An 11,811-nucleotide genomic window follows, 5' to 3' on the forward strand; every position below is an offset into this window, starting at 1 on the left:
CAACTATTACACATTATAAATTTATGTAACAAAATTGTTAGAAAAGAAAGTCAATAATAGATTTAATTAAATATTCTCTCTTAGCCAATCAAAAACTTTATTAATCCAGCTGCTATTTTCATCAAGTTTCATATGTGCAAATTCTTTTTGCTGTTTTAGAGCATGAATTTTTAGCATACCTATAACTGCCGAATAAGTAGCTGGATTATAATCTTCAGTAAAGCCATCAATAAGCTCTGGTTTACCTATTCTAGTTTGCTTCTCAAAAATCTTACTTGAAAGCTCCTTTAAACCTCTAAGCTGCGATCCACCTCCAGTAATAACAGTGCGGTACACTGATATTTGTCCTTTTATTGCCTTATCATATTCAGACTTTACCATTAACAATATTTCTTCCGCTCTTGCTTTTATTACTTCAGAAAGTTTATAAACCGTTACTGCTCCTGCAGGGCTATGGTGAGCATCAACATTAAAATCCTCCATATTAATAATACTGTCTTTATCAAAAGAGGATAAAATTGCGTTACCATATAAAATCTTTAATTTTTCAGCTGTAGCAAGGTCAGTACCGAAAACTTTTGCAATATCAGAACTAATATGAAAACTACCTATATTTACGTGTCCTGTATATATCAATTTACCGGCAAAAAAAATACCAAAAGAAGTGGTTTTATCACCTATATCTACGATTAGTGAACCAAGATTTTTTTCATCATTCGTAAGACAGCTAATTGCAGAAGCATAAATGGCTAGAGTAATATTGGTAACTTCGATATGGCATTTAGCAAAACACTGCACGATGTTTGATAACATATTTGACTCGGCCGCAATAATATGTAATTCACAACCAAGCTCTCTTCCATACATACCTATAGGGTTTTCGACCCTATTATTATCAAGAATAAACTCAAGAGGAAAGTAATGTATAATTTCTTGATTCTTAAATTTAAATTCCTGTAATGCTTTTTGTAAAAGCTTTTTTATGTCTTGCTCGGTTATAGTCGCTGTACTAACTTTAATGGTATAGTTTATATAATAAGATTTAGTAGCAGCTCCTGATAGCGATAATATAACTTTTTTGATATTTTTATTACAATCTTTTTCTAACGCATAAATTGCCGGAATAATACTACTTTCAGCACTCTTTAAATCTGTTATAACCCCTGATTTTATACCTTTAGAGTGATGTAAATTTTGACTTGCTACCTTAACCTCACCTTTTTTACTAATATAGGCGGCAATGGCAGCAATTTTACTACTACCACAGTCAAGTGCTACAAAATTTGATATTTTTTCTTTCATTTTTTATGTTTGTTGTAATCCCAAAAACGTCATTGCGAGGAGCATAGCGACGAAGCAATCTAGTTAAACGTCCTTAGATTGCCACGTCGATGCATTGCATCTCCTCGCAATGACGAGTCTAATTAATACTTTTCTATATAATATTTATTTTTGTCTCTCAAATCTAATATTTTGTAATTTTGATTAAATAGTTTATTTGCTTTATTGAGTGCATCTATATATTTTAAGGCTTCTTCAAAATTCTTTGCCGGTAATTTAATATTTATCTCACCTTTAAGATTTAAATCCCATCTTCTATCTCCGCATCTAACAGCAGATAAAGTTTTATTTATTATTGCCGGATATTTTTGTAGCTCATTTACCAACTTGCTAGCATATATATTTGCTCCTTCCCCTACAACATGTAATAAATGAGGGAATGGCTCTATGTTCTTACTGATTTCATAACCCTCTTCATCAATCAAGAAGAGTTGATTATTAATCTGCCAAATGGCAATAGGTTCTCTTTCAAACAGTTTTATATATATCGTATTTGGTAATCTTCTTGAAACATATACTTCCTTAATCCATTTATTATTCTTTAAATTATTCCTAATTCCATCTAAATTAAGAGCAAAAATAGAATTACCTTTTTTAGCATTTAAAACTTTTAATATTGTAGGTTCGTCAACATTTTGTTGCCCTTCAATTATTACATTCTCAAGTTTAAAACCAAGTTCTGTAGTTATTTGATATGTATTTGTTGTTAAATAATTTTTTAACGAAGCAAAATATTTTGTGAAAGCAAACAAACATATAAAGATAATTAAAACGATTTTAAGTATTAATGTTGTTTTTTTATAGATTAATCCTAACTTTCGACGCAATGAAATGTTATTGTTTTTTTTAGCTGTATTTTTTTTATTTGAGCTTGTTTTTTTTCTCATGAGTCAAAGTTTGCAGTCTTTAAAGTTTCTTCAATTAAGTTAATAAAATTTATGCCTTGAGAAGCCGCTATTTCAGGAACTATAGATAGAGGAGTCATGCCAGGATGAGTATTTATTTCTAAGGCATATAATTTATTTGTTCCATCTTCTAAAATAAATTCAGCTCTAGCAGGACCTCTACAATTCATAGTCTTATAAATTTTCTCAGATTCTCTAAGCAATTTATCATATAACTTGCTTGGCAGCGGAGCGGGACAAAGATGCTCAGCGAATCCTTCAGTATATTTAGTTTCGTAATCATAGAAACGGTTTTTTAACAGCTTAATTTCTAAAGCTCCTAAGGCTTTGCCATTTAATATTGCTACTTGTAATTCACGCCCTTTTATATACTTTTCTATTATTACCTCATTACTATAAGGAAAATCATAATTAGCAAAGCTAAAATCATCTTCCTCAAATATTACCTCAACCCCTATGCTTGATCCTTGTGTAAGAGGCTTAATAACATATGGACGCTTCATAGGATCATCCTTAATATTATCGCTTTTATTTACAACAATACTTTCTGCCATATTAATATTATTAGTCAAAAACCAGCTTCTGGAATGTACCTTATCAAAAGCAAGGCTTGATGCTAAAACCCCGCTATGAGTATAAGGAATTCGCATAATATTAAGAAGTCCAGGCAGACAGCCATCTTCACCATATGTGCCATGCAGGCAGTTAAAAACAATATCAGGCTTTATTTCATGCAGCTTAACGGCAACATCAGCTCCCATATCTATAAAAGTAACTTTATATCCTGCTTCTAATAAAGCTTTGCCTGCCCCTTCAGCTGATATTAGCGACACTTCCCGTTCAGCAGACATACCACCAGCTACTAACGCTATGTGTTTCTTACCACTATCACTTAATATTTTAATTTCTGAGCTTCCGACCCAATGTGTTTGATATTTATGCATATTTTTATTTTTTATGTCATTGCGAGGAGCGTAGCGACAAAGCAATCTCAGGACATTCGTATGGGATTGCCACGCCACTTTCAGTGGCTCGCAATGACGAAGTTAGAATTTCCCAATCCGCTTAATTTCCCAATTCAATTTAATCCCACTATCTTCAAATACTTTCTGCTGGACGAAATTACCTAGATCCTCTAACTCCTTAGCAGTAGCATTTCCATTGTTTATCATAAAGTTACAATGAAGTTCTGAGATAGAAGCGTTGCCTATTCTATAGCCTCTAAGTCCTGCTTTGTCAATAAGCTGCCACGATTTAAATCTTTCCGGATTTGCAAAAGTACTACCGCCGGTACGCTCTTTAATTGGTTGCGTTGATGATCTTGCAGCATTTATTTCATTCATCCGCACTAATATATCTTCACTATTACCTTTAGTAACTTTAAAAACAGCTTTGAGAATAATTAAATCTTTTGGCAAATTATTACCACGATATTTAAAGCCAATTTCTTCATTTGTAAATGTTCGAAAATTTCCCGCAAAGTCAATTGTTTCAATTCTAACTAAAATATCTTTAAATTCACAGCCATAAGCTCCGGCATTCATCGCAACACCGCCGCCAATAGTGCCAGGGATGCCGACTAAAAACTCAAAGCCACTAATAGCATTTACCTGACAAAATTTAGCTAAACTAAAATTAAGGCAACTACTACCGACTATTAAATAATTATCATCCGTAAAATCGATATTACTAAAATTTTGACCAAGCTTTATCGTAACTCCCTCTATACCACCATCTCTTATGATAATATTTGAGCCAGCACCAAAAGTATTTATGGGTAATTTTTGTTTATTTTGCACTAAAAAGCTTGCTAAATCTTCGCTATCTACGGGCTTAAAAAATATTTCAGCATTACCGCCTACCTTAAACCATGTTAAATGTTTTAAGTTATAATCTTTCCTATATTCACCTTTTACTATAGGGAGATTCATGACAAATTACCAAATTTTTGTGGTAATTCATTTGCAAAATTCGAGATATTTCCTGCTCCCATCATAATAATCATATCACCAGGTGATGCTTTATTCATTATAACTTCTACACTATCATCTAATTTTGCTAAGAAATTTGCTTGATTATGATATTTGAGCTTAGTAATATTATCAATTAAACTTTGTCCACTAATACCCTCTATAGGGCTTTCACCTGACGCATATACATCTGTAATATAAAGTAAATCCGCATCATTAAAGCAACGCATAAAATCATCAAATAAATGCTGCATTCTTGAATATCTATGCGGCTGAAAAATAGCAATAACTTTACCATGCTGTTTATTTGCTATATTTTTTGCAGTAGATAATGTTGCCTTAATTTCTTCAGGATGATGAGCATAGTCGTCAATAACTGAAGCGTGATTATATTCAGCTACCTTAGTAAATCTCCTTTTCACTCCTTTAAAGTTGTTAAAGCCGTTTTTAATAGCTTTAATACCGAAATCTAATTCTACCCCTACACTAATTGCAGCAAGGCTATTTAAAATATTATGTCTTCCTGGAGTGGGAATAGTAATTTTTTCTATAATTGTAACACCGCTTACATTCGGTAAGGTGATTTTTACATCAAAGGTAGATGAGTTAATATCTGTACTAATATTAAATGCTGTAATATGAGCATCGTCAGAATCAATACCATAAGTGATAACTTTCTGCTCAGTAATATTATTTACCAACTCACGTACGGTTTTATGGTCAATACAGCAAACAGCAAAACCATAAAAAGGTAAGTTCGTAATAAAGCTTCTAAAGGCATTAATTAACGTATCAAAATCTTTGTAATAATCTAAATGTTCCGGATCAATATTGGTTATTATTGCAATGGTCGACGGAATACTGATAAAAGTTGCATCTGATTCATCTGCTTCAGCAATTAAATAATTACTTGAACCAAGATATGCATTTGTTGATCTGTTATTAATAATACCGCCATTAATGACTGTAGGATGTAAACCAGCTGCCTCAAATAAGCAAGCAACTAAAGACGTGGTAGTAGTCTTACCATGCGAACCTGATACCGCTACTGAGCATTTTAACCTCATAAGCTCAGCAAGCATTTCTGCTCGTCTGATAATTGGGATTTTACGCTCCAAAGCTTCTTTTACTTCCGGATTATTTCGATTAATTGCCGAAGAAACAACAACATATGAGACATTTGTAATATTTTGTGGTGCATGACCAACAAATATTTTAATGCCATATGCTTCTAAACGTTTGGTATTATAATTTTCTGATAAATCAGAACCTTGCACCTTATAACCAAGATTATGTAATATTTCAGCAATGCCGCTCATTCCAACGCCGCCAATACCAATAAAATGTATAGTTTCTAAAGTTTGATTAGTTTTTTTTAATTCAAGTAACAGCATTTAAGTTAATTTTTAAAATTGAGTTGTGCATATATGGTTTTAGGGATTTTGTCAAGTACTATACTTTTTATGTCATTCCCGCAAAAGCGGGAATCCAGCATAAAGCGAGAGAAATCGAGCTTTTAATTTTAAAAACTTGCTGCTTTTATGTTTATTTTCCTGGATTCCCGCTTTTGCGGGAATGACATAAAAGACGGCTCTACCCTACTCCGCCCTATCAAATTTTGCTTCGGAGTAGTAATTGCCTTGCAAGCCGCCTACTTTTAGATCTATTAAAAACTTAGCTATTTCACCGTTTTCGACAAATTCAGCTACTGTTTCAATATTTAAATCTTCCGAGATTTTAATTAATCTTTCAACAAAATATCTACTTTGTACATCGCTTGTAATACTACGGACATATTTACCATCAATTTTTATAATATCTATAGGCAAACTTTGAAGTTGTTTAAAGGAAGTAAATCCTGAGCCGAAATCATCTAAAGCAAATTTACAACCAAACTTACGTAACTTATTGATAAATATGTTTATTTTATCATAATTCTCGTTAAAAGAAGTCTCGGTAATTTCGATAATTAAACGATCTCGAACATCATAAGTTCTTAATAAATTTTCTGCTATTTCCCATAAAGCTTCATCAGTTGTGCCAATATTCGAAATATTAACAGATAGCATTAAATTAGGATTGTTTGCAAGCTCATGAACACTCATTTCTAAAACAATCTGATCAATTACAAAAATTAATCCTTTATTTTCAGCAATAGGAATTATAGGACCAACAGAAATATAAGCACCATTCTCATCTGGTATGCGAAGCAAACATTCATAATAATGTACTTTCAAAGTCTTACGATCAATTATAGGCTGATAGGAAAAACGTATAGTTTTTTTAGCTAAAGCTTGCCTAAGCAAATTGAGCTGTAAATTAAACTTTTTTATATTCTCTAAATCATGGTCATCACGATTATATTCACGATAATAATAATTATTATTATTTTGTGAAAGTAACATGTTTAGTATTTTTTCAATCTCTTCTGCATTAGTACTTACTTTGGGAAACTCGGTGCTTGCAATATAACAATTTATATAAATTTCTGGTCGCTCCTCATTTATATAAAGTTGAGAAGATAAATATAACTTTCTGGCAAAACTTTTAATTAGATCAGAATCGGTAATATCTAATACAAATAATATGATATCCTTTTCTGTTTTCCTAAACTTTAAAGGAATATTTAGTTCCTTGCTTACATTTTCAATAATTCTTTCTAAATCCTGAATTATGAAATTTTTATTTGGTTCTATAAATGCAAATTCATCATAATTCAATAATTTACAAGCAAAACATACTCCTTTTTCTATTTTATCCATTTCAGCTTGTAAAACTTTATATTCCGTGATTAATTCTGACATTGCCATTTTGATAAAAAAATTATATATTCTAACAAATACTAAGATATTTTTTCTATAAATAAAATAAAAATATGAGCAGAATAGACAGGATAACTAAAAGCTTAAGTGTGTTAAAACCACATTTTTGTGAAATAATAGACGAAAGTCATAAACATGCTAGTCATTATGACGGGATTCAAAGCCATATTAAAATAAAAATTTCGGCAGAAGTTTTACAAGGCAAAAGCCTAATCGTCAACCATCGTACTATTAATAGACTACTTGCTGATGAATTTCAAAATGGCTTACATGCTTTATCACTTGAGGTATTTTAAAATGAAAACAAATGATTTATTAAAAGTAGCCACAGGAGCTAGCAGCGTCCTCCATAAAGCAATAAATAATATAAAAGATAAAAGTTGCGACGTGATTGAGGACAAAATACTTAAAGGTAATTATGTTACCAGGGAGGAATTTGAAAAATTACAAACCCTAGTAATAAAATTAAAGAAAGAAATAGCAGAGATGAAAGACAAATAATGCTTTTCCAATCATTGGAGTCTGAATTATAACACAGCCATTTTTTAAATATTATTGATTATCCAGCTGATGGTTCAAACCTCCACCTTCAGGTGGAGAAACTTTAGTTTGAATAAGTCATAGTCGTCTTATATAAAATAAGTAAGTAGGACTTATTTTATAGGATGACTATGACAGAATATGAAAAAGGGAAACATACGGTATATTATCACAGGTATCACATAGTATGGATAACAAAATACCGTTATAAAGTATTAACCCAAGTTATCAAAGAAAGGATTAGGGAAATCATAGCTCAAGTTTCAGAGGAAATGAATATTAGGATAGTAAATGGGGTGATATCATCTGATCATGTACATATTTTAGTATCGATACCTTCTAATATAGCAGTAAGTGAATTTGTACAAAGAGCAAAAGGTAGAACTTCACGTAGAATACAACAAGAATTCCCAGAATTAAAAAAGAGATATTGGGGGAAGCATTTTTGGGGAAGAGGTTATTTTAGTACAACAAGTGGTCATATCACAGATGAAGTAATTAATGAGTATATAAATAACCATACAGAAGCTCATAAACCAACTTCTATTTCTAACATTAGATTGGAATAAGCTTTAGCTTAAACTCTACGGCACTTCTAGTGCCTATCATCAACCTACCGGCTCTCAGCCGGTAGTGGTTGAGTTTGGCTTTTAGTTTTTCAATTTCTTCTTTTGGTAATCCGGTTGATGTAGATATAACTTGTATGTCTACACCTGCAATCAATAAATTTTTTGCTATTTCTATATTTCTTTCAGCTTTACCTTTTTCAAAATGTTCTTCTAAGGTAATCTCTTCAGTTTGCTCAGCGAGTTTAGTTCTAATATATAAATCATAACCTTCATGAGTCATATTATGCATTTCAATAACATGATAAGCTTCTTTGACTTTATCGCTAGTGATATCTTCGGGTATATCTTTTTCCTCTACTGCACATTTAAATAAATGTAACCACTCATCTGCGACTGTTTCTAATTTTTCCTTATTAAATTTTCCAAGTTCAATAAATACATATGATAAGTCGTATAAATATTGTTTTTTGCTACTTGCCTCTATTGTTTTGTGATAACTAATATATGGTACTTCCTCATTAAATAGCTTATCTTTAATTAAAGATATAATAACTACTGGTAATAAATTCTTGTAAAGTAGACCTTTTTTAAGTTGACTAACATAAGCATGAGCAGAATAATATTGAGCTCGTTTTAAATAATCTGACTCATTCTTCTTTTGCATCTCGATTATATACCAGTTACCGGTTTCATCTTTTACTTTTAGATCAAATATAACTCTTTTTCCTAAATTTATTAAAGGTAGCTGCTCTATCGGAATATATTCAATTTCTTTTATTCTATACCCTTCAGGTAAATCAAGTATACTATTGATAAACTCTTTTAAGCGTTCTATATCGCTAAAAATTTTTTTAAACAAACTATCATTTGTTGGGTCTAAATATCTTTGCATATAAATATAAACTACTTATAGTTGTATTTTGTTTTGCCTTATAGCATAAAAATTCAACTTAGACAACACTTTCCCTAAAAAATCATATCTTTTGATCAGTTCTGATAGATACGATTACTGACATGCCTGGGATAAGATTGGCAACAGGTGCATCAAAATCTATTAAAACAGGTACACGCTGCACTATTTTAGTAAAATTACCGGTGGCATTATCGGGTGGGATTAAGGTAAATTTAGAACCGGTAGCAGGAGAAATATTGCGGATTTTTCCATAAAATGTTTTTTTAGGAATAGCATCAAATTGGATTTTCACTTTCATGCCTGACTGAAATTTCTTAATTTGTGTTTCCTTAAAATTAGCCTGAATGTACATTGAATTATCTTGTACTATGGAAAATAAGGCTCTACCAGGCGTTATATAATTTCCTACTTCTAAGCTACTATTACCAAATACACCAGATACCGCAGCAATAAGCTTAGTGTTCTGCAAACTCCGTAAGGTAATTTTTTTATTCGCCTCTAATTCTTTCAGTTTTTCTTGTTCTGCAGCTTTTTCAAGCCCAAGGAGCTGTAAGTTTTGCCTTGAGATATCTATATCTAGCTGAGCTTGTTTGTAATCGGTTTTTGCTTTTTGATAAGCATTTTTAGAATCATCTAATGCTTTAATACTGGCAAACTTTGCCTTATTTAACTCTTGTACTCTAGTAAAATCAGTTGAAACAATATTAAAACTTGTGGTGGCAAGTTTTAGTTTTTCATTTGATTGCTCTAAGTTAACCTGCCCTATTGATATTTTTTGATCAATAATCTCTATATTTTTTTCTGAAGCTCCGATAGATGCCTCAAGTGCTGCAAGCTTGGCTTTATAGTCCCTATCATCGATTTCACCGATTAGATCACCTTTAGTAACTTTTGTGTTATTAGTCACTAATAAACTAGTTAAAACTCCATTAATTTCAGCACTAACATCTGAAATATCAGCATCAATATAAGCATTATCTGTTGATTCTGTATTTACCCAAACATAAATTTTATAACCTGAATAAATTATTACTATAAGGGCTATAATGATGATATATTTAGCAAATGGGTGATTTTTAAATTTCTGAATATTTTGTTTTAATACATCAAGCATAATTAATTGTTATTAAATTTATGTTTTAAGAAATAACAAAACGGGATAGAAAGAATATATATAACTGCAATAAATGGCAGTGCATACCATGGATATATTATAAGATTTATAATAACAACAGCAAATAAAATCATTGCAAGCGATAAATATTCAGGCTTAATACTTAAATTTTTTGTCGAAATCGTAGGGAGTCTGCTAGCAAGCAGAAAAGCTATAATAGCTAAATAGATGTTAATTGTTATAGTATGAATACGAACATTTATATTTAATAATGTACCGATTTCAAAATCTATCATTACAGGAACTAAGGCAAGTAAAGCACCACAAGGGGCAGGCACACCTGTAAAGAAATGCTCAGGTTTTTTATCTTGTTTTGGCTGATAAATACCTACATTAAACCTAGCAAGACGCAGAGCCATACATACTATGAATAGTAACATCACTGCTGAAGAAAATACTTTATATTCATATTGCTGAAAAGACCATAAATATATCAAATAAGCAGGTGCTATACCAAAATTAGCAAAATCACATAACGAATCAAGTTCTGCACCAAAAGGGCTAGTAGCATTTAGCATCCTTGCAATTCTTCCATCAATGCCATCAATAATTGCTGCTACTATAATGCAATATACCGCAATTTCCCATTTACTATCTAATGCAAATTTTACTGAACTCATCCCCGTTACTAAGCCAAGCAGAGTCACAAAATTTGGTATTAATTTTATTATAGGTACAGGTTTAGATATTATAGTTTTACGAATTTTTAACAATGCGGATACTCAAGAATATGGTTTTATTATATTATAATGTCATTGCGAGCGAGCGTAGCGAGTGCGGCAATCTCAAGAGTTATACATTGCTTCATTAGATTGCCACGTGTGGCTTTGCCACTCCTCGCAATGACGGTTATTTCTACTTTCTTTCAAACTGTAATTCAGCTGTCTTTTTGCGTCCGAAATCTGCAATAATAGTTTCACCACCAATAGCAGTTTGCCCTTTACTTACTAATAAAGCTGTTTTTAAAGGTAGATACACATCAACTCTACTACCGAAACGAATTATACCATATCGCTCGCCTGCTTTAACTTCATTACTTTCTTCTAAATCACAAACTATACGTCTTGCTATTAATCCTGCAATTTGAACAAAAGCAATTTTCTGCCCCTGCTCTGTTTCCATTAATACAGATTGACGTTCGTTATAAACACTTGCTTTATCAAGAGAAGCATTAAAGAACTTTCCAGGATTATAATGTAATGCTAAAATTTTACCATTTGCCGGAATTCTATTCACATGCACGTTAAAGATATTTAGGAAAATACTAACTCTAATCATTTCAACATCACCAAGCCCTAACTCTGTTGGCGGTAAAGCTTCTTTAATTTCTTGAATTACTCCATCTGCAGGGCTTATTACCAAATCATTACCTATCGGTACGAAACGATCGGGATTACGGAAAAAATAAATACACCAAGCAGTAGCAATAAATCCCATACAACCAAGCTTCTCGTTAAAAGAAGCAAGTAAGAAGCTTACTAATGCAAAACTAGCAATAAATATGTAACCTTCGCGGTGAATAATTTTAAATAAGTCGTTATATTGTTTCATTTTAATCTCTATAGTTATTATATTTT

At 31.6% G+C, this 11,811-nt stretch carries 13 protein-coding genes; 3 read left to right on the forward strand and 10 right to left on the reverse strand.

The genetic code is table 11. The features are described 5' to 3' along the window. Positions 1–66 precede the first annotated feature (66 nt). From ftsA to ACOAL3_RS06230, 6 genes are all read right to left on the reverse strand, one after another. The gene (ftsA, locus tag ACOAL3_RS06205; protein WP_419234596.1) at positions 67–1,302 is read right to left on the reverse strand and encodes a cell division protein FtsA; all 1,236 of its coding nucleotides are present in this window, start codon (positions 1,300–1,302) and stop codon (positions 67–69) included. 122 nt (positions 1,303–1,424) lie between these two features. After that, positions 1,425–2,228 carry a cell division protein FtsQ/DivIB gene (locus ACOAL3_RS06210; RefSeq protein WP_419234597.1) on the reverse strand — a complete coding sequence of 268 codons (804 nt, stop codon included), beginning with the start codon at positions 2,226–2,228 and terminating at the stop codon, positions 1,425–1,427. Continuing rightward, positions 2,225–3,190 carry a D-alanine--D-alanine ligase gene (locus ACOAL3_RS06215; protein ID WP_419234598.1) on the reverse strand — a complete coding sequence of 322 codons (966 nt, stop codon included), beginning with the start codon at positions 3,188–3,190 and terminating at the stop codon, positions 2,225–2,227. The genes ACOAL3_RS06210 and ACOAL3_RS06215 overlap by 4 nt, the downstream gene beginning before the upstream one ends. 102 nt (positions 3,191–3,292) lie before the next feature. Further along, entirely contained in the window at positions 3,293–4,177 is an 885-nt protein-coding gene (gene murB / locus ACOAL3_RS06220) for a UDP-N-acetylmuramate dehydrogenase (protein WP_419234599.1), read from the reverse strand. After that, positions 4,174–5,610 carry a UDP-N-acetylmuramate--L-alanine ligase gene (gene murC / locus ACOAL3_RS06225; RefSeq protein WP_419234600.1) on the reverse strand — a complete coding sequence of 479 codons (1,437 nt, stop codon included), beginning with the start codon at positions 5,608–5,610 and terminating at the stop codon, positions 4,174–4,176. Before murC ends, murB begins: the two co-directional genes overlap by 4 nt. A gap of 204 nt (positions 5,611–5,814) precedes the next feature. Then, positions 5,815–7,026 (reverse strand): EAL domain-containing protein, encoded by a 1,212-nt coding sequence (locus ACOAL3_RS06230; protein ID WP_419234601.1) that lies wholly within the window; start codon positions 7,024–7,026, stop codon positions 5,815–5,817. Between the two features lie 65 nt (positions 7,027–7,091). Here ACOAL3_RS06230 and ACOAL3_RS06235 point away from each other — a divergent pair, with 65 nt between their 5' ends. The 3 genes from ACOAL3_RS06235 to tnpA all read left to right on the forward strand — a co-directional run bounded on the left by ACOAL3_RS06235 (position 7,092) and on the right by tnpA (position 8,147). Then, positions 7,092–7,334 carry a BolA family protein gene (locus ACOAL3_RS06235; RefSeq protein ID WP_395477616.1) on the forward strand — a complete coding sequence of 81 codons (243 nt, stop codon included), beginning with the start codon at positions 7,092–7,094 and terminating at the stop codon, positions 7,332–7,334. Position 7,335: 1 nt separating this feature from the next. Next, entirely contained in the window at positions 7,336–7,539 is a 204-nt protein-coding gene (locus ACOAL3_RS06240) for a hypothetical protein (RefSeq protein WP_419234602.1), read from the forward strand. 170 nt (positions 7,540–7,709) lie between these two features. Beyond that, entirely contained in the window at positions 7,710–8,147 is a 438-nt protein-coding gene (gene tnpA / locus ACOAL3_RS06245) for an IS200/IS605 family transposase (RefSeq protein WP_419235618.1), read from the forward strand. On the opposite strand, the gene ACOAL3_RS06250 is transcribed toward tnpA, so the two are convergent. From ACOAL3_RS06250 to ACOAL3_RS06265, 4 genes are all read right to left on the reverse strand, one after another. Next, on the reverse strand, positions 8,134–9,039 hold the full coding sequence (locus ACOAL3_RS06250) for an Rpn family recombination-promoting nuclease/putative transposase (protein ID WP_419234603.1): 906 nt from the start codon (positions 9,037–9,039) through the stop codon (positions 8,134–8,136). The genes tnpA and ACOAL3_RS06250 overlap by 14 nt on opposite strands. An 82-nt stretch (positions 9,040–9,121) precedes the next feature. Then, the gene (locus tag ACOAL3_RS06255) at positions 9,122–10,174 is read right to left on the reverse strand and encodes an HlyD family secretion protein (protein WP_395477621.1); all 1,053 of its coding nucleotides are present in this window, start codon (positions 10,172–10,174) and stop codon (positions 9,122–9,124) included. Positions 10,175–10,176: 2 nt separating this feature from the next. Next, a complete protein-coding gene (gene pssA / locus ACOAL3_RS06260) occupies positions 10,177–10,947 on the reverse strand; it encodes a CDP-diacylglycerol--serine O-phosphatidyltransferase (RefSeq protein ID WP_011477629.1) in 771 nt (256 codons plus the stop codon). Between the two features lie 142 nt (positions 10,948–11,089). Beyond that, on the reverse strand, positions 11,090–11,785 hold the full coding sequence (locus ACOAL3_RS06265) for a phosphatidylserine decarboxylase (RefSeq protein WP_395476220.1): 696 nt from the start codon (positions 11,783–11,785) through the stop codon (positions 11,090–11,092). Between the last annotated feature and the right edge of the window lie 26 nt (positions 11,786–11,811).

Origin of the sequence: Rickettsia endosymbiont of Nabis limbatus (genome assembly GCF_965196655.1) — a bacterium.
Lineage (GTDB): Bacteria > Pseudomonadota > Alphaproteobacteria > Rickettsiales > Rickettsiaceae > Rickettsia.

Bases quoted from the DNA above. Each gene is read 5' to 3' on its own strand.
- ftsA (WP_419234596.1), bottom strand. From the start codon at position 1,302: ATGAAAGAAAAAATATCAAATTTTGTAGCACTTGACTGTGGTAGTAGT.
- ACOAL3_RS06210 (WP_419234597.1), bottom strand. From the start codon at position 2,228: ATGAGAAAAAAAACAAGCTCAAATAAAAAAAATACAGCTAAAAAAAAC.
- ACOAL3_RS06215 (WP_419234598.1), bottom strand. From the start codon at position 3,190: ATGCATAAATATCAAACACATTGGGTCGGAAGCTCAGAAATTAAAATA.
- murB (WP_419234599.1), bottom strand. From the start codon at position 4,177: ATGAATCTCCCTATAGTAAAAGGTGAATATAGGAAAGATTATAACTTA.
- murC (WP_419234600.1), bottom strand. From the start codon at position 5,610: ATGCTGTTACTTGAATTAAAAAAAACTAATCAAACTTTAGAAACTATA.
- ACOAL3_RS06230 (WP_419234601.1), bottom strand. From the start codon at position 7,026: ATGGCAATGTCAGAATTAATCACGGAATATAAAGTTTTACAAGCTGAA.
- ACOAL3_RS06235 (WP_395477616.1), top strand. From the start codon at position 7,092: ATGAGCAGAATAGACAGGATAACTAAAAGCTTAAGTGTGTTAAAACCA.
- ACOAL3_RS06240 (WP_419234602.1), top strand. From the start codon at position 7,336: ATGAAAACAAATGATTTATTAAAAGTAGCCACAGGAGCTAGCAGCGTC.
- tnpA (WP_419235618.1), top strand. From the start codon at position 7,710: ATGACAGAATATGAAAAAGGGAAACATACGGTATATTATCACAGGTAT.
- ACOAL3_RS06250 (WP_419234603.1), bottom strand. From the start codon at position 9,039: ATGCAAAGATATTTAGACCCAACAAATGATAGTTTGTTTAAAAAAATT.
- ACOAL3_RS06255 (WP_395477621.1), bottom strand. From the start codon at position 10,174: ATGCTTGATGTATTAAAACAAAATATTCAGAAATTTAAAAATCACCCA.
- ACOAL3_RS06265 (WP_395476220.1), bottom strand. From the start codon at position 11,785: ATGAAACAATATAACGACTTATTTAAAATTATTCACCGCGAAGGTTAC.